The sequence below is a fragment of the Natrinema salinisoli genome (genome assembly GCF_020405205.1).
GTDB classification, from domain to species: Archaea; Halobacteriota; Halobacteria; order Halobacteriales; family Natrialbaceae; genus Natrinema; species Natrinema salinisoli.
On record NZ_CP084469.1, the window covers coordinates 2,880,356 to 2,896,893 of the forward strand.

Genomic DNA, 16,538 nt, shown 5'->3' on the forward strand with positions numbered 1-16,538 from the left:
TACAGCGTCCAGCAGTCAGTAATCGGGTATAAGCTTCGTGGCCAGTATAAGTTATACGACATTATTTCCGGCGCGGAATGCCACGACTCGGGCTGTCGACTGCCGAACTCGATACGGGAGACGACGGCCCGACTCACCCGCGGCGAGTGAGGACCACGAAGGCGGCAATTACGGCAGCGACGACGCCGATAATCGTCGGGACGAGCTGTCCCGACCCCCACTCCCAGCCGAGGAACTGCGTTCCGACGATCGCCACGAGTGCAACGGTTACTCCGATCGCCGTGACGAGCGGGGACGAGTTTCGACCGAGCGAGAGTGCCATGGGGTAATGTGCGTTTTCCCACATTTTCAATCTAGTGGTGCCAGCCGCTCGAGCGAGTCCATCACCGGGGGAGCCGCTCGGCGATCACCGCGAGCGACTCGCGGCCCTGTACCTCGCCCTCGAGATCTGGGAGCGTCACGACCTCGAGCTCGGAAAACGTCGACCGGACCTCCGCGAGTCGCTCCTCGTGGCGGTCCTGGCGCGACCGACAGCGCGGGCAGCCCTCGTGGGGGTCCTCGAGGACGCGGTTCACCACCAACCGTTCGACCGGGACGCCAGCCTCGCGGAGTCGCTCGACGAGCCGCTCGGTCTCCGAAATCGCCATCGACTCCGGAATGAGTACCACGCGAAACTCGGTCCGCTCCGGGTCGACGAGTACCTCGCGGGCGCGCTCGAGGCGAGCCTGAAACACCGCGAGGCTCTCCTCCTCGTCGTCACCGCTGCGGGTCATCATCGACATCGGCCCGAACACCGCCGTCTTGGCCGCGTTCCCGATCCGCTTTGCCTGTCCGCGGAGCGACTGGGCCGTCTCGAGCGCCATCCCCATGACGTCCGGCATATCGAAGAGTCGCAGGGTGTGGCCCGTCGGCGCGGTGTCGAAGACGACGGTATCCCACTCGCCCGAATCGACGTACTCGACCAGCAAATCAAGGGCCGCGATCTCGTCGCTGCCGGCCGGCGCACCCGTCGCGAAGAGCCGTTCGACTTCTTCGTTGGAGAGGCTGACCCCGGCACTGCGGAGGTCCGACGCCAGCGCCTGCGCCAGTTTCTCGTAGCGCTCTCGCTGGGTTTCGGGGTCGATCTCGACGGCCCACAGGCTCCCGTCCTGGGCTGGGCCGTCCGCGAGCGCGACAGCGGACTCCGACGGCACGATCTCGGTCGGTTCCGGACCGATATCGGCCTCGAGCGAGTCGGCAAGCGAGTGGGCCGGATCGGTCGAGACGACGAGCGTTTCCCGACCGTCAGCGGCCAGCGAGAGGCCAGTTGCGGCCGCACAGGTCGTCTTGCCGACGCCGCCTTTACCGCCGTAGAAGATGCAGTCGGTCACGGCCACGGCTACCACGGCATGCGGTGTAAACGAATCGCCCGGGCGAGAACGAGTCGAACGTGGCGGTAGAACGGGAGCGAACGGCGAGGGCAATCAGATGTCGACGCGATCGAACTGATAGAGCGCGACGGCCATCGGGACGACGATCCAGAACAGCAGGATCAGGAAGGAAAACCAGTCCTGCAGGAATATCGGGAACTCGCCACCGAACATCTGTGCGTTGATCGTGGCCTGGTTTTCGAGCGCGTCGACGTCCGTAAGCAGGGTCAAACCGTTCGTATAGGCCTGGCCCGGGTCGAGATTCAGCACGAAATACACCCAGTCCTGGAGCCGCTCCGCCTCGAATTCTTGGCCCTGGACCGTCGCCGTATACGTGACCGTATCGAAGAAGAGGAATTCCCGCTGGGCGAGCAGGCGGAACGCTCCCTCGAGGCCGTTCCAGACGCCGTAGAACATGACGAAGATGCCGGCCATCGCGGCCCCGGCCATCGTCGTCGAGCGCGTGAGTGACGAGAGTGTGACGGCGATGCTCGTGTAGGCGACGCCGTAGACGATCGACATCACGAGCAAGCCGACGTAGTCGACGATATCGAAGCCGCCGAGCAACGCGGCGACGACGATGGCGGCGAGTCCGAACCCGACGGTCAGCGACAGCGATAGGACGGCCGAACGGCCGAGCAGCTTGCCGAGCAGGACGTCCTTCCGAGAGTTAGGAAGCGACAGGAGGATTTTGATGCTCCCGGACTCGCGTTCGCCCGCGATCGACTTCCAGCCGAGTACCAGTGCGATCAGCGGGACCACGAGCTTCGTGATCTGACTGACGAACAACACGAGCATCCCGGTCGTCGCCCCCTGCGCCGCGATATCTTCACCGAAGTACGAGAGAACCCCCGTCACGATGACCAGAAGCGCGAAGAAGAACGCACTCAGTCCCCAGAACAGCCACGATCGGACCGAATCCTGGAAGTCCTTCTTCGCGATCGCGCGGACGCTTTCGGGGTTGATCGAACTCGAGGCCGCGCCGCCCGACCCCGCCGTGGCGGAGCCCGTTTCGGCGCTCATCGCGCCTGCACCTCCGTCTCCGTCGTGTACGAGCGGAAGACGTCGTCGAGCGACGCCTCGCTCGTCGAGAAGTCCTGGACCTCGATGCCGCGGTCCTCGAGCGTCGAGAGGACGGTGGTCTTCGACCCGTCGACGTCGACGATGAGTGTCGGCGGAGTTCCGTCTTCGACAGTCGCACTGCCGACGTCGGGCAGCGAGCGGACCGCCTGGAGGGCGTCGTCGTCGATCCGGTCGACGGTGACCCGCAGCGTCGTGCCGCCCTCGACGGAGTCGCGAAGACCCTCGACGGAGTCGACGGCGACCATCTCGCCGTCGCGAAGGATGCCGACGCGGTCACAGACCGCCTCGACCTGCTCCATGATGTGGCTCGAGAAGAAGACGGTCGCGCCCCGTTCGTTCTCCTCGCGGACGATGTCGCGCATCTCGCGGGCACCGTTGGGGTCGAGGCCGGTCGACGGCTCGTCCAGGATGAGGAGGTCGGGTTCGCCGACCAGCGCCATCGCGAGCATGAGCCGCTGGGACATCCCCTTCGAGTAGCCGCCGGCTTTCTTGTCGATGGCGTCGACCAGGCCGACGCGCTCGAGCAGGGTTTCGGGCTCGTCGTTCGCGTTTTTCGACTCGATCGCGAACTCGAGGTGCTGGCGGGCGGTCAGGCGATCGTAGGTCTCGACGCCTTCGGGCAGGACGCCGGTCCGCCGCCGGATGTCCCGGCTGCGTTGCTGGGCATCCATTCCGAGGACGGTGACCTCGCCCGCGGACGGGCGGGCGAAATCGAGAACGATGTTGATCGTCGTCGACTTCCCGGCACCGTTGGGACCGAGGAATCCGAACACCTCGCCCTCCTCGACCTGGAAGGAGAGATCGTCGAGTGCGAGGGTCTGACCGAAAGATTTGGTCAGATTGTCGACTGTGATAGCTGGCATGGCTGTGTGGTCGCAGCGTTCCGCAAAAAGGTTTGTGACATCCGCACTACAACTGAAAGCATCGATTTCCTCGTACTGACGGCGTCACTCGTCGTCATTTCGCGATGCCAACGACTGAAGAAACGGACGCCTATATCGGATCGTCGGGATCGTACCGCTCGGCGGTTCGGTCGACCTCGTCTGCGTACCGCTCGCGCGTCTCCTCGTCGGGAACCGGCTCGAGTTCGTCTTCGGGAATATCGGTCGCTGCGGTCACTTCGGAGCCCGTTCGCAGGGCCGTAGAGGATCGCTGTCGTTGCTGGTAGCGTGAACCGTCCGGCGTCGCGTAGACGAGCGTTACGAAGTCGCGATCGCCGACCTCCCGTTCGACGAGCCAGCACTGTACCGTCGAATCACTCATACCCGGGCGTTCGGAATCGATCACCGAGAATGTACCGAGTCGAAGCGGTCGGTCTCGGAGTGAATCGGACGGTCCCGAGTCGACCCGGTCGTGACGGGACGTCGGCTCGACACCGCGATCGAACGGTCGTCGCGGGTCGACTGCGCCCCTCCCGGCAGTGGATGGCACTCAGTTGCGCCGGAACAGGAGCACGACGCCGACGACGAGGAACGCGATCGTTACCGCGCCGATAGCACTGTCGATCGTCCCGGATACCGTCACGAACCGACTCGGAACCAGTTTCGAGAGTACGTAGGCGATGACGACGAGGAAGACACCAATGCGCCGGAGATCCGTATCGTCTTTATTGATCACGTTGCTCAGTACGGTCCGGATTAGCCCCAGAACTGCGAAGAGGCCAACCACCAAAACGGCGTAGTCGAACGATACGTCGAGCATATTTTCGGTTTCGTCGTGAATACATCGCCTCAGCAGCGGTCGGTCGTCAATCTCCCATTAGTTTTCTCCTACATAAAGCCTAATTGAAAATGAATCGGCGGGGTTGCACTGTCTACTGTCTCCCCTGTAGACTACCGTCGCGTTTCCTCGTCGGGGACTGGCTCGAGTTCGGCCTCGAAATATCGAACGCGAAGGCGACCCCTACCCGCGTGAACGAGCCCCCGCGTACTTGACGGTCGCCGTTGGACCAGTGACGACTACCGATGGCCCGGACCCGGACCGAACGCATCGACGAGTGGCGTGCCCACGCCGACGAGCTCTGTCACGACGGGGAGACCGTCGACCACCGCGCCGACTTCGAGGGCGGGACGATCGTCGTCACGAACCAGCGCGTGCTGGCGTTTACGCCCGGCGGGGACGAGCCGAAGTTCCGTCACGTCGACCGGCCCGACGTCGGGACCGTGTCCGTCGAGACGGACACGCCACTGCGGCAGCTCTGTCTGGGAGGCGTCACCGCGGTCGTCGGTGTCGGGCTGCTCGAGCTCGCGAGGGGCAGCAGGTTCGCGACGGCGGCTCCGACCGTCGATCTCGAGGGGATCCGGCCGATGCCGGGGGCGACGCAGCTCACGCGCGTCGTCGAGGCGACGCTCGAAGCCATCGAGACGGCCCTCGTGGTACTCGAGGGCGGCGTTCTCCTGCTCGGCGTCGCCGCTCTCGTCGTCGCCACCGTCTTCGTGGTCTCCGTCCTCCGATCGCGCTCGAGACGACTCGTGCTCCGCGTCAGCGGTGGCAATGACATCGAGATCCCCGTCAGCGACGCCGCTGTCGCGGCCGGATCGGTCGAGGACCTCGAGCGGGCGATTCGCCCGGGTTCGGGCTCGACGCCGGGACTCGAGGAAATCCGGGACGACGAGGGAGCACGGTCGATCAGCCAGGACACCCGTGCCGAGGAGTCAGGCTGAAACCTCCTGACTCCGTAGGGCCGCCGATGAACGCCGACGGGGTTCGCGAGCGTGCCGGATCGTTGCCGCGAGAGCCCGGCGTCTACCAGTTCCGCGAGGGGGGGACGACCCTCTACGTCGGGAAGGCCGTCGACCTTCGGGATCGGGTGCGATCCTACGCCGATCCGCGCAGCGCGCGGATCCGCCGAATGGTCGACCGGGCCGACGAGATCGAGATCGCGGTCACCGATACCGAGACGCAGGCTCTGCTGCTCGAGGCGAACCTGATCAAGCGCCACCAGCCCCGCTACAACGTCCGGCTCAAGGACGACAAATCGTATCCGATGGTCCAGCTGACGGCCCACGACGCCCCGCGGATCGAGATCACTCGCGATCCCGCCGAGTCGGCGACCGTCTTCGGGCCCTACACCAGCAAGGTCCAGGTCGAGACCGTCGTGAAAGCGCTCCGGGAAACGTACGGCGTCCGAGGCTGCTCGGACCACAAGTACGCGGGCCGCGACCGGCCCTGTCTGGATTACGAGATGGGACTCTGTACGGCCCCCTGTACCCGCGAAATCGACCTCGAGAGCTACCGACAGGACGTCACCGCGGTCGAGCGTTTTCTGGAGGGCGAGACAGGAATCCTCGCCGATCCGCTGCGCCGGGAGATGGAGGCCGCAGCGCAGGAGCAGAACTTCGAGCGCGCGGCGAACCTGCGGGACCGCCTCGAGACCGTCGAGGCCTTCCACGGCGAGGGCGGCGAGGCGGTCCAGTCGGTCGGCGACGAGCAGGGCGTCGACGTCCTCGGCGTCGCCATCGAGGGCGAGGACGCGACCGTCGCGCGCCTGCGCGCCGAAAGCGGCAAACTGGTCGATCGGGATCGGCACACGCTCGAGGCACCCGGCGCTACCGGAGACGGCGTCGCCGGCGAAACCAAAGGCGTCCCCGCCGTCCTCGCCGCCTTCATCGTCCAGTACTACGCCGAGCGCGAGCTCCCCGACGCCCTGCTCCTGCCCGAGCGCCACGGCGACGAGGAGGTCGCCGCCTGGCTCGAGGCCGCGGGCGTCTCGGTCCGCGTCCCGGGTGCGGGCCGGGAGGCGAAACTCGTCGAACTCGCGCTGAAGAACGCCCGGCGTAACGTGGGCCGACGCGACGAGTGCGGAATGCTCGCGGACGCCCTCGAGATCGACTCGGCCCGGCGGATCGAGGGATTCGACGTGAGCCACGCCCAGGGGAAGGCAGCGGTCGGGAGCAACGTCACGTTCGTCGACGGCAGCGCCGAGAAGGGCGACTATCGACGGAAGAAGCTGACCGATCAGAACGACGACTACGACAATATGCGCGCCTTGCTCGAGTGGCGCGCCAGCCGCGCCGTCGAGGACCGGGACGACCGGCCCGACCCAGATTTACTGTTGATCGACGGCGGAGAGGGACAGCTCGAGGCGGCCCGCGACGCGCTCGAGGCGGTCGGCTGGGACGTCCCGGCAGTCGCGCTGGCGAAAGCCGAGGAGCGCGTGGTGACGCCCCACCGGACGTTCTCGTGGCCGAGCGACGCGCCGCACCTGCATCTCCTCCAGCGCGTGCGCGACGAGTCCCACCGCTTCGCCGTGCAGTACCACCAGACGGTGCGGGACGAGGTGAAGACGGTGCTCGACGACGTGCAGGGGGTCGGGCCCGAAACGCGAAAGCGGCTGCTCGGTCGCTTCGGCAGCGTCGAGAACGTCCGCGAGGCGAGCCTCGAGGATCTCCGGAGCGTGGAGGGGATCGGCGAGAAGACGGCGGAGACGATCAAATCCCGGCTCTGAACGATCAGTTTACGGACGTCGGTCGCGATCGATCGTCCGGCGACTCGAGGCTGTAGACGGTGACCGTCCCGTGACTGTTCACGCGCACCTCGTACTCGTCCGCGTAGAAGAGCAGTTGCCAGTGGGAGTCGTCCTGGGCCTGTAATCCGTCGAACACCTCCGGATCGATCGAGTCGTAGAGCGGGCCGAGTTCGTGAGGATCGACGCCCTCGAGGTCCGCCAGCGTCTCCACGACCGCCTCGAGGATCGAGCTCGGCTCCGAGGGGGTCGTCCAGCTGGTCTCGGCAACGACGCGGGCTCGATCGGCGTCCGCATCGGGCCGGTAACCGGTACTGGCCGATCGGCCCAGGAAGACGCCGACGGCCAGCCCCCCGCTCAGAACGGTGAGTATCTTGTCCGGTAACACGTCGATCGGCAGGCCGTAGTAGAGGTGCAGTCCCATCCAGAAGGCGCCGATAGCGCCGGACGCGAGCGCGCCGGCCCACACGTACGTTATCATCGGATCCGGCCGGTCCGTCGGCCGATTTCGTCGCTGCAACCGGACGGTATACAGACTGAGGCCGATCGAAACCCCCAGCGGAACGATCACTTCGGGAATCTCGAAGAATTTCGGTCCGGGCGTCGCTGAGATGAAGGCCACGCAGACGAGAGCGACGAGACCACTGAGGACGAGCAGGTGATTCTCCCACCGATCGAACCGTGGCCGAGACCCCTCGTAATTCATTAAATGAGGATTGCGGACAGAGACACATAAGTACGACCCTCCGAGCCAAATCGCCAGTTGCCGGGGTGTCAACCGCGTATTTACCGGACGGAGCGTCGGCGGCGCGACTCACTCGAGAGTCCGATGCGGACCGCGATCGATCGACACCGCGGGCCGACGTCGCCGGTCGTCGACCGTTGCGACGGCAAGGACAGGGCTATCCCCGGTCCCGAGCCATGTGACGATATGGCAGACAACGACGACGAGCTCGACGACCTCCTCGACGAACTCGACAGTCAGGGCGACCTCGAGACGTCCCAGCAGATGCTGTCGATCCGAACGGAGAGCCGCCGCTACGACAAGCCGGTGACGATCATCGAGGGGTTCGATCTCACGAAATCGGAGATCGAATCGACCGCCTCGGATCTGAAGAGTTCGCTGGGTACGGGCGGAACCGTCGACGACGGTCGCATCGAATTGCAAGGAGATCACCGCGATCGGGTCCCGGAGCTCCTCCGGGATCGAGGGTTCGACGTTCGCGAGTGACACGATCCGGATCGATCGGCCGGCTTCGCTACCCCAGACCGCTCGAGTAGTGTCTCCAGGCGGCGCGCTCGTCTCGTGTCAGCGAGTTATTTAAGTCTCACGTTCGATGATGAGGTATGAACGTCCGAGCCGCGACACCAGACGACTTCGAGGCGATTACCGCCGTCGCTCGCGATACCTGGCACGACACCTACGACGAACTCGAGGCCGAGGTGATAGACCGAACCGTCGACGACTGGTACACCGACGACTCGATGCCGCTCGAGGCCCCTGGTACGGTCGTTCTCGTCGTCGAACGAGATGGCCAACTCGTCGGCTTTACCCACGCGGTCGCACAGGGCGACAAAGCCGACATCCTTCGGATGTACGTCCACCCTGACCACCAGGGCGAAGGGATCGGCTCGACGCTCCACGACCGACTGATCGCCGAGCTCGAGTCCTACGACGTCGACCGAATCCGATCAATCGACTTCGCGTTCAACGAGACCAGCCGCGCGTTCTACGAGGGACTGGGCTTCGAACAGACCGATACGGGCGAGGTCGAGATCGACGGTGAGTTCTACGACGAAGCGGTCTACACGCTCGAACTGTAATCAGCGGCCGTTTTTCAGAACGGCCGTCGTTCGTTCCGCTTTCAGACGAGTTCCGTCGTGAGGGCCGGCGATCTCGGCTCCGGTCGTCGCGTCCGTCGCGCCGCCCATACCTAACTGTGAGGGACCAATCACTTTGATACTCTCCGTCGTAGCGTGCCACATGGAGATCAGACCGGCTGCCCTCGACGACCGCGACCGGATCAGGAGCGTCGCCCGAGAGACCTGGCACGAAACGTACGACGAACTCGAGCCCGAAACCATCGACGAGACGATCGACGAGTGGTACGGCGACGAGGCGCTCGAGACGGCGCTCTCGAAGCCCGGAACGGCTTTTCTCGTCGCGGAGGCGGACGGCGACGTCGTCGGCTTCACGCACGGCGTCGTCACGGAGGACGAAGGCGACGTCCTTCGCATGTCCGTCCATCCGGACCATCAGGGGGAGGGGATCGGGACGGCACTGTACGAACGTCTCCGGGCGGACCTGCAGGACTTCAACATGGAGCGGATGCGAGCGATCGATCTCGCCTCGAACGACGGCGGCCGGGAGTTCTACGAGGAACACGGGTTCGAACCGACCGGCGAGGACGACGTCGAAATCGGCGGCGAAAAGCGACGAGAAGTGGTCTACACGCTCGAACTGTAAGTGGTCGGAGAACCGACTCGAGCCGCGATTCAATCGCGGCGTCGGTCCCGATCGACGAACCGGCCGATTCGGTGAACCGGTTTTACGGTAGACGACCTTGCAAATTCATAGCACGGACGCAAGTGCGGCGCCGGTGAGGTCCACCGTAGCACGATGGCGACGAAAACGCCGAGCGAGGGCGACATCTTGCGGCCGATCGGAAGCGTCTCGACAACGTACTTCGTACTGGTCGGCATTGCGGGGCTGGCGTTCGTCGCCTTCCTGATCGGGTGGGCGTACCAGTTAGAGGAGGGACTGATCGTCACCGCACTCGGTGACTGGGGGAGCGGCGGCGGCGTCACGTGGGGGGTCTACATCGGCGCGTTCATCTGGTGGGTCGGCATCGCTCACGGCGGCATCATCCTCTCGGCCGCGGTCAGGCTCCTCGGGATGGACCGGTACATGCCCGTCGCGCGACTCGCCGAGTTGCTGACCATCGCCGGGCTCTCCGCGGCCGGTTTTTACATCATCGTCCACCTCGGCCGCCCCGACCGGATGGTCACGAGCGTCATCGGTCACTACCACATCACGGTCCACGCCTCGCCGCTCGTGTGGGACGTAACCGTCATCACGGCCTACTTCGTGTTGACGGCGACCTACCTCGCGCTGACCTTGCGTTACGACGTCAGTCGCCTCCGCGATCAGCTGCCGGACCGGCTCGATCCGATTTACGCGCTCGTGACGATGGGCTACACCGAGCGGGAAGACGCGGTCGTCCAGCGCATGGTCTGGTGGCTCGCGCTCGCGATCATCATCATGGCCCCGCTCTTGCTCCACGGCGGCGTCATTCCGTGGCTGTTCGCCGTGATCCCGACGATGCCGACCTGGTTCGGCGGCGTCCAGGGACCGCAGTTCCTCACCATCGCCCTCACCTCCGCTATCAGCGGCGTGATCATCCTCGCCTATTCGTTCCGCCACGCCTACGACTGGGATCACATCTTCACCGACGATATCTTCCGCGGATTGCTCCTCTGGCTCGGCTTCTTCTGTCTCCTCTTCCTTTGGCTGCAGCTCCAACAGAACATCACCGGCCTGTTCCAAGCACCGGTCGATCTGACCATCGCTGCGCGCGCCAGAGCCACGAATCCGATCTACCTCACCTCGATGTCGCTCGTCTTCCTGACCCTGGTCTACATCTTCGCCCAGTCGATCCGACCGACCCTGTTCACCAAGGAACGGGCCGTCGTCTCCGGCCTCGCCGTCCTCACCGCGACGATCATGGAGAAAGTGCTGTTCGTCGTCGAAGGGTTCCTCCACCCGACGTTCGATATCTACGAGGCCGTTCCGGGGGTCTACGTTCCGAGCCTGATCGAGATCGCGTCGATCCTCGGGACGATCGGCATGGTCTCGCTGATCTTCCTCACCGTCGCCAAGATCTTCCCCGTCGTCGAACTCCACGCGATCGAGCACCTCCGAGACGAGCACGAACACGAACGCGAACGCGAACGCGAGTAGCGACGGACCGCCGTCACGACGCGTCGCGAGCTCAACGCAACTGATCGAGTTTCAGGAATGCGTCGGCCGCAGGCCTCCGTCGTCGGTCCCGGCTAACCGCTGGCTCGAGGATTCACTGCGTGTCCGCTCTCTTCCTCAATCGGCCAGTCGGTGCCCTGTCCGGAACCTTCTACCGCCACCAGCAGGTATTTACCCTATGCTACTAAACCTATTTTTAGAGATGTCTAATCTTTCGTCCACCCTTTCCCAAATCGGCGGTGAGTCCCCGTGAACGAACTCCTGGAGGTCTTCCTCGTATCGCTTCGTGACGGCTACGTCCAGGTGAGCGCGTTCGTCGCGGTGACGGTACTGGCGTTCGGATTGCTTCAGTACTGGACCGGCGGGGCCGTACTCAGCGCGGTCGAGGACAACGAGCGACTACAGGTGCTGTTCGGCGGGCTGCTGGGACTGACACCCGGCTGTGGCGGTGCGATCGTCGTGATGCCGCTGTACGTCCGCGGAACCGTCAGTTTCGGAACCGTGGTCGCGACGCTCGGCGCGACCGCGGGCGATTCGGCGTTCGTCATCCTCGCACTCGCACCGGAGGCCGCGCTGTACGCCTACGCCATCGCGTTCGTCGCGTCCGTCGCGACCGGCTACCTCGTCGACGAGGTCGGACTGGGAGTCTCCCGCGTCGACGCCGCCGTCGCACAGCTCTCGCCCGCCGCGACGCCCGACGGCGGGACGGTCGTCAACAGTAGCGTCGGCCCGAACCCCGCCCACGACTACGGCGGCCCGGCCCCGACGCACGCACACGAAACTGGCCCCGATCGGCACTCTCGAGTGCTCACCCCGTTCTCCCATTTCGCACACGTCCTGTGGTGGGTCACCGCCGTCTCGGGGCTCGTCTTCGGGACGCTCTACCTGCTCCGTGGCGCCCCCGAGGTCGCGCTCGTCGCCGACTTCGGCTTCGATGGCTTCTTTACCGTCACCGGCATCGTCGGGGCGCTCCTGTCGCTGTACCTATACGCGGTCGGCCGTCACTACGTCGGCGAGGGAGAGATCGCACGCGCTCGAGACTCCTTCGGATCGATCTACGACACGCTCACCCACGCGGCGATGGAGACCAGTTTCGTCACCGTCTGGGTGCTCGCGGCCTTCCTGGCCTACGAGTACTTCGTCCTCTTCAGCGGCGCGAACGTCGCGACGCTCGCGGCAACGGCTGGGGTCCTCGCCCCGATCGGCGGCGCGGTCGTCGGGCTGATCCCCGGCTGTGGCCCCCAGATCCTGCTGGCGAGCGTCTACGCCGAGGGCGGGCTGCCCTTTTCGGCGCTGTCGGCCAACGCGATCGCCCAGGACGGCGACGCCCTGTTCCCGCTGCTGGCCGTCGACGCCAAGGCCGCGATCGTCGCCACGATCTACAACTTCCTGCCCGCCGTCGTCGTCGGCGTCGCGCTCCACTTCCTGTGGGGTCCCGTCTTCGGGATGGCGGAGTTCGGGTTCGGCGTGCTGTGATCAGTGGCCAGCAATCGTTGATCGACAAAACGTATCACGCTAAACCGATCAACCGGCGTTGCGGTGGCGCGCGCTGTCGGCCGGCCGAACGACACGTGAGGACGGCCGATGACACTGTGCGAGGGATGAACGAGCGACTTCGGAGCGAGTGAATCGGCTGGGGAGGGCGTGGCAACACGGAGTTGCCACGATAGCAGGACACTCTTCGCGGACGCGACTATAATCGAAGTGCTCGAGTCGGTCGCTCGAGCCGCTATCGGAGTATTTCAGACCGAATTTCGCTCAGAACTCCTCGGTCGGCGGCGCGATCCCCTCGTCGCTGCCCTCGAGTTCGAACTCCTCTCGTACCTTCCGGATCCGATCGCGAATGTCGGCCGCGAGCTCGAACTCGAGGTTGTTCGCGGCTTCCTGCATCTGCTCCTCGAGTTCGTCGATGTAGCGGGCGGCGTCGTCTTCGTCCTCGAGCTCCCGGCCGGAAACCTCGCTGGTGTCGGTCTTGCTCCCCGGCAGGTTCGTCTCGCCGATCTCCTTCTGGATCGTCGTGGGCTCGAGGCCGTGTTCCTCGTTGTACTCCTGTTGGATCTCGCGGCGGCGCTGGGTTTCCTCGATGGCGGACTCCATGGCGTTCGAGGGCTCGTCGGCGTAGAGGACGACCTCGCCGTTGACGTTCCGGGCCGCTCGGCCCATGGTCTGGACGAGCGTCGTCTCCGATCGGAGGAACCCCTCCTGGTCCGCATCCAGAATCGCCACCAGCGAGACCTCGGGGATGTCCAGGCCCTCCCGCAGGAGGTTGATGCCGACGAGAACGTCGATCTCGCCCAGCCGGAGCGAGCGGATAATCTCGTGGCGCTCGAGGGTGTCCGTCTCGTCGTGCATGTAGGCGACGTCGACGCCGGCCTCCTCGAGGTACTCGGTGAGGTCCTCGGCCATGCGCTTGGTGAGCGTGGTGACGAGGGTACGCTCCTCGCGCTCGATCCGCTCGTCGATGCGGTCCATCAGGTCGTCGACCTGGCCCGTGGCGTCGGAGACCTCGATCGCCGGGTCGACGAGGTGGGTCGGTCGAACGATCTGTTCGACGATCTGGCCGCTCTCCTCGCGCTCGTAGTCGCTCGGCGTGGCGCTGACGTACAGCGTCTGGTCGGTTTTGTCCTCGAACTCCTCGAAGGTGAGCGGTCGGTTGTCGTAGGCGGTCGGCAGTCGGAACCCGTTCTCGACCAGCGAGTCCTTCCGGGACTTGTCGCCGGCGTACTGCCCGCGGATCTGGGGCAACGTGACGTGGGATTCGTCGACCACGGTGAGGAAGTCGTCCGGGAAGTAGTCGAGGAGGGTGTACGGCGCTTCGCCCGACTCGCGGTCCGAGAGGTAGACCGAGTAGTTCTCGATCCCCGAACAGTAGCCCGTCTCCTGCATCATCTCGAGGTCGAACGTCGTGCGCTCCTCGATGCGCTGGGCGGCGATCATGTCGCCCTGCCGCTCGAAGTACGAAATTCGGGAGTCGAGATCGTCGCGGATCTCGTCCATCGCGTTCTCGAGCGTGTTCTCCGGAATGGAGTAGTGCTCTGCAGGGTGGACGAGTACCGCCTGCTGGTCGCCCTGGGTTTTGCCCTCGAGCGGGTCGACCTTGACCATACGGTCGATCTCGTCGCCCCAGAGTTCGACGCGGACTGCGTAGCGGCCGTACATCGGGTAGATCTCGACGGTATCGCCGCGAACGCGGAAGGTACCCTGCGTGAAGTCGACGTCGTTGCGCTCGTAGTTCAGGTCGACGAGTTGCGCGAGCAGTTCGTCGCGGCCGATCTCCTCGCCGACCTCGAGGCGCAGGGACATGTCGATGTAGTTGCGCGGGTCGCCGAGGCCGTAGATCGCGGAGACGCTCGCGACGACGATGACGTCCTCGCGGGTCAGCAGCGACCGCGTGGCGGAGTGGCGCAAGCGATCGATCTCGTCGTTGACCGAGGCGTCCTTGTCGATGTAGGTGTCGCTCTGTTCGACGTAGGCCTCGGGCTGGTAGTAGTCGTAGTAGGAGACGAAGTACTCGACGGCGTTGTCCGGGAAGAGGTTCCGGAACTCCTCGTAGAGCTGGGCCGCCAGCGTCTTGTTGTGGGCGATGACCAGCGTCGGCTTCTGGATCTCCTCGACGACCCACGAGACGGTGTTGGTCTTGCCCGACCCCGTCACGCCGAGCAGGGTCTGTTTGTCCATTCCCGACTGGAAGCCGTCGACTAACTGTTCGATCGCCTCGGGCTGGTCGCCCGCGGGTTCGAAGGGGGCGTCGACCCGAAACGGACGGTCGACGTCCGGTCGGTCCGGCTGCAGGGGACCTTGCGCGTCACTCATTATCGGAGTCAGGGGTTCGAGCCACTTTACGCGCTCGCATTACGTGAACTCGCAGTCGAACTCGATGTCGAGATGTTCTGGCCGACCAGTGCAGCAGTCGAGAACAGTCGCCACCGAGCCTCGGATCGCATCCGAACGTGGCCACTGCCCGCCCAACCGTTATGGACCGAGCCGTGGTCGACCGGGGTATGACGGAGCAACTCCAGCAGGCCCGAGACGACCTCGAGGAGGCGGCGAAGTCGGCCGACAGCGACGACGTTCGCGAGGATATCCGCGAGACGACGGACGCCTTCGCCGACTACGTGACGAGCGATACGCAACCGGATCACGCCATCCTCGACCAGCGGCTCAACACGCTCCGGCAGGTCCGCGAGCGGGCCGACGGCACCACGAAAGACAAGGTCGAGTCGGCCATCGAGACAACCGAGGACTACCGCGAGACCCTCGAGCAGGCCTGAGAGCGCGTTCGGACGAGCGCAACGATGACCGAAACCGCGACGATCAGTGTTCTCCCGGCGTTCCACCCGGAATCATCGTTGGCGACCTACTCGAGCCGATCCAACACCGCCTCTTTCTCGTAGGACAGCGAGAGCGACCGCGAGCGGCCTCGGCCGTCGACCTCCGCGTAATCGGCGTCGATCAGTCCGAGCTGGTCGAGTTTGTTGACGATCTCGGAATAGCGCGTGTAGCCGAGGTCGGTCCGCTCGTGGAAGCCCTCGTAGACCTCGCCGGCCTGCTCGCCGTCGTGTTCGGCGATCACCTCGAGCAGCGCCCGCTCGGTGTCGGTCAGCCCCGAGAGCGACCGCGAGAGGTTGATGTACTTGGACTTCTCGTAGGCGTCCTCGACGTCCTGGCGCTCGACGGTTCGGCTGGCCCGCATCTCGGCGTTGAGTCCCGCCCGGCGCAACAGGTCGATCCCGACCCGGAGGTCGCCGCTCTCGGCGGTGAGTTCGGCGACGTACTCGAGCGTCTCCCGACCGATCACGCCCTCGTGGAAGCCGCGTGTGACCCGTTCCTCGAGGATGTCGACGATCTCGGGTTGGTCGTAGACCGGGAAGTAGACGTCCTCCGGGCGGAAGACGCTCTGGACTCTCGAGTCGAGTTCGTCGATCACGTCCAGTGCCGGGTCCGAGGAGACGACGACGACGCCGATCTTCGCGCCGGGGTACTCCTCGTGGGCCCGCAGGAGCGAGTAGAGCGTGTCCGAGGCCTCGTTCTCGTAGAAGAGGTAGTTGATATCGTCGAGCGCGACGACGAGGACCTTGTCCTCCTCGACGAGTTTCTCGGCGATCTGGCCGAACAGCTTCTTGAACGAGATGCCCGAGGAGGGTGGCTCGTAGTCGAACGTCCCCTCGAAGAGGCGCGAGAACACCGAGTACCGGGTCGCGTTGACCTGACAGTTGACTCGAATCGTCCGGACCTCGCTCGTCTGGGCACCGACCTCGTCGAACAGCTTCTGGATCGCCGTCGTCTTTCCGGTGCCCGGCGGCCCTCGAACCACGACGTTCAGCGGTCGCGACCCCCGCACCGCCGGGCGTAGCGCGTACGTCAGGCTCTGGGTCTGGCCCTCGCGGTGCTTGAACGTCTCGGGAACGTAGTCGATTTCGAAGACGTGCTCGTCTCTAAAGACGGATTCGTCCCACGACAACATCCCCTCGTCGGGGTCGTCTCCCATCACTTTCACCCTGCTTCCGCAGCGTCTTAATGGTTCGGTGGCCCGATCCACGGTTCGACCGCGGTATTATATCTGACCATGACACTCATCCACAAAAACCAATGGCCACTCTGC

At 64.9% G+C, this 16,538-nt stretch carries 17 protein-coding genes; 8 read left to right on the plus strand and 9 right to left on the minus strand.

What is annotated here, in order from left to right; genetic code table 11:
- Positions 1–133 precede the first annotated feature (133 nt).
- The 6 genes from LDB05_RS14270 to LDB05_RS14295 all read right to left on the minus strand — a co-directional run bounded on the left by LDB05_RS14270 (position 134) and on the right by LDB05_RS14295 (position 4,193).
- The gene (locus LDB05_RS14270; RefSeq protein ID WP_226004658.1) at positions 134–322 is read right to left on the minus strand and encodes a multidrug transporter; all 189 of its coding nucleotides are present in this window, start codon (positions 320–322) and stop codon (positions 134–136) included.
- A gap of 61 nt (positions 323–383) precedes the next feature.
- Positions 384–1,370, minus strand: a complete 987-nt coding sequence (locus LDB05_RS14275) for an ArsA family ATPase (protein ID WP_226004659.1) — start codon at positions 1,368–1,370, stop codon at positions 384–386.
- 93 nt (positions 1,371–1,463) lie between these two features.
- Entirely contained in the window at positions 1,464–2,432 is a 969-nt protein-coding gene (locus tag LDB05_RS14280) for an ABC transporter permease (RefSeq protein ID WP_226004660.1), read from the minus strand.
- Entirely contained in the window at positions 2,429–3,355 is a 927-nt protein-coding gene (locus tag LDB05_RS14285; protein ID WP_226004661.1) for an ABC transporter ATP-binding protein, read from the minus strand. Before LDB05_RS14285 ends, LDB05_RS14280 begins: the two co-directional genes overlap by 4 nt.
- A gap of 130 nt (positions 3,356–3,485) precedes the next feature.
- Complete coding sequence (locus LDB05_RS14290; protein WP_226004662.1) at positions 3,486–3,755, minus strand: DUF7967 family protein; 270 nt, start codon at positions 3,753–3,755, stop codon at positions 3,486–3,488.
- 168 nt (positions 3,756–3,923) lie between these two features.
- On the minus strand, positions 3,924–4,193 hold the full coding sequence (locus LDB05_RS14295) for a hypothetical protein (RefSeq protein ID WP_226004663.1): 270 nt from the start codon (positions 4,191–4,193) through the stop codon (positions 3,924–3,926).
- Between the two features lie 263 nt (positions 4,194–4,456).
- Between LDB05_RS14295 and LDB05_RS14300 the strand changes: the two genes are divergently transcribed.
- Positions 4,457–5,155, plus strand: a complete 699-nt coding sequence (locus tag LDB05_RS14300; protein ID WP_226004664.1) for a hypothetical protein — start codon at positions 4,457–4,459, stop codon at positions 5,153–5,155.
- A 26-nt stretch (positions 5,156–5,181) separates the two neighbouring features.
- Entirely contained in the window at positions 5,182–6,939 is a 1,758-nt protein-coding gene (locus tag LDB05_RS14305) for an excinuclease ABC subunit C (RefSeq protein WP_226004665.1), read from the plus strand.
- Between the two features lie 4 nt (positions 6,940–6,943).
- Here LDB05_RS14305 and LDB05_RS14310 read toward each other — a convergent pair whose 3' ends face one another.
- Positions 6,944–7,663 carry a HalOD1 output domain-containing protein gene (locus tag LDB05_RS14310; RefSeq protein ID WP_226004666.1) on the minus strand — a complete coding sequence of 240 codons (720 nt, stop codon included), beginning with the start codon at positions 7,661–7,663 and terminating at the stop codon, positions 6,944–6,946.
- 225 nt (positions 7,664–7,888) lie between these two features.
- Here LDB05_RS14310 and LDB05_RS14315 point away from each other — a divergent pair, with 225 nt between their 5' ends.
- From LDB05_RS14315 to LDB05_RS14335, 5 genes are all read left to right on the plus strand, one after another.
- Positions 7,889–8,188, plus strand: a complete 300-nt coding sequence (locus LDB05_RS14315) for an SUI1 family translation initiation factor (protein WP_226004667.1) — start codon at positions 7,889–7,891, stop codon at positions 8,186–8,188.
- Between the two features lie 116 nt (positions 8,189–8,304).
- Entirely contained in the window at positions 8,305–8,781 is a 477-nt protein-coding gene (locus LDB05_RS14320; protein WP_226004668.1) for a GNAT family N-acetyltransferase, read from the plus strand.
- A 160-nt stretch (positions 8,782–8,941) separates the two neighbouring features.
- On the plus strand, positions 8,942–9,424 hold the full coding sequence (locus LDB05_RS14325) for a GNAT family N-acetyltransferase (RefSeq protein ID WP_226004669.1): 483 nt from the start codon (positions 8,942–8,944) through the stop codon (positions 9,422–9,424).
- 153 nt (positions 9,425–9,577) lie between these two features.
- Positions 9,578–10,918, plus strand: a complete 1,341-nt coding sequence (nrfD, locus tag LDB05_RS14330) for an NrfD/PsrC family molybdoenzyme membrane anchor subunit (protein WP_226004670.1) — start codon at positions 9,578–9,580, stop codon at positions 10,916–10,918.
- Between the two features lie 267 nt (positions 10,919–11,185).
- Entirely contained in the window at positions 11,186–12,412 is a 1,227-nt protein-coding gene (locus tag LDB05_RS14335) for a putative manganese transporter (RefSeq protein WP_226004671.1), read from the plus strand.
- 282 nt (positions 12,413–12,694) lie between these two features.
- Here LDB05_RS14335 and uvrB read toward each other — a convergent pair whose 3' ends face one another.
- Entirely contained in the window at positions 12,695–14,749 is a 2,055-nt protein-coding gene (gene uvrB / locus LDB05_RS14340) for an excinuclease ABC subunit UvrB (protein ID WP_226004672.1), read from the minus strand.
- A gap of 188 nt (positions 14,750–14,937) precedes the next feature.
- On the opposite strand from uvrB, the gene LDB05_RS14345 reads away from it, so the two are divergent.
- Positions 14,938–15,207: a DUF7553 family protein gene (locus LDB05_RS14345; protein ID WP_226004673.1), complete on the plus strand. Its 270-nt coding sequence runs from the start codon at positions 14,938–14,940 to the stop codon at positions 15,205–15,207.
- 86 nt (positions 15,208–15,293) lie between these two features.
- On the opposite strand, the gene LDB05_RS14350 is transcribed toward LDB05_RS14345, so the two are convergent.
- On the minus strand, positions 15,294–16,424 hold the full coding sequence (locus tag LDB05_RS14350; protein WP_226004674.1) for an ORC1-type DNA replication protein: 1,131 nt from the start codon (positions 16,422–16,424) through the stop codon (positions 15,294–15,296).
- Between the last annotated feature and the right edge of the window lie 114 nt (positions 16,425–16,538).

Excerpts from the sequence above, each read along its gene's own strand:
- LDB05_RS14270 (WP_226004658.1), bottom strand. The coding sequence starts at position 322 with ATGGCACTCTCGCTCGGTCGAAACTCGTCCCCGCTCGTCACGGCGATC.
- LDB05_RS14280 (WP_226004660.1), bottom strand. The coding sequence starts at position 2,432 with ATGAGCGCCGAAACGGGCTCCGCCACGGCGGGGTCGGGCGGCGCGGCC.
- LDB05_RS14285 (WP_226004661.1), bottom strand. The coding sequence starts at position 3,355 with ATGCCAGCTATCACAGTCGACAATCTGACCAAATCTTTCGGTCAGACC.
- LDB05_RS14290 (WP_226004662.1), bottom strand. The coding sequence starts at position 3,755 with ATGAGTGATTCGACGGTACAGTGCTGGCTCGTCGAACGGGAGGTCGGC.
- LDB05_RS14295 (WP_226004663.1), bottom strand. The coding sequence starts at position 4,193 with ATGCTCGACGTATCGTTCGACTACGCCGTTTTGGTGGTTGGCCTCTTC.
- LDB05_RS14300 (WP_226004664.1), top strand. The coding sequence starts at position 4,457 with ATGGCCCGGACCCGGACCGAACGCATCGACGAGTGGCGTGCCCACGCC.
- LDB05_RS14305 (WP_226004665.1), top strand. The coding sequence starts at position 5,182 with ATGAACGCCGACGGGGTTCGCGAGCGTGCCGGATCGTTGCCGCGAGAG.
- LDB05_RS14310 (WP_226004666.1), bottom strand. The coding sequence starts at position 7,663 with ATGAATTACGAGGGGTCTCGGCCACGGTTCGATCGGTGGGAGAATCAC.
- LDB05_RS14315 (WP_226004667.1), top strand. The coding sequence starts at position 7,889 with ATGGCAGACAACGACGACGAGCTCGACGACCTCCTCGACGAACTCGAC.
- LDB05_RS14320 (WP_226004668.1), top strand. The coding sequence starts at position 8,305 with ATGAACGTCCGAGCCGCGACACCAGACGACTTCGAGGCGATTACCGCC.
- LDB05_RS14325 (WP_226004669.1), top strand. The coding sequence starts at position 8,942 with ATGGAGATCAGACCGGCTGCCCTCGACGACCGCGACCGGATCAGGAGC.
- nrfD (WP_226004670.1), top strand. The coding sequence starts at position 9,578 with ATGGCGACGAAAACGCCGAGCGAGGGCGACATCTTGCGGCCGATCGGA.
- uvrB (WP_226004672.1), bottom strand. The coding sequence starts at position 14,749 with ATGAGTGACGCGCAAGGTCCCCTGCAGCCGGACCGACCGGACGTCGAC.
- LDB05_RS14345 (WP_226004673.1), top strand. The coding sequence starts at position 14,938 with ATGACGGAGCAACTCCAGCAGGCCCGAGACGACCTCGAGGAGGCGGCG.
- LDB05_RS14350 (WP_226004674.1), bottom strand. The coding sequence starts at position 16,424 with ATGGGAGACGACCCCGACGAGGGGATGTTGTCGTGGGACGAATCCGTC.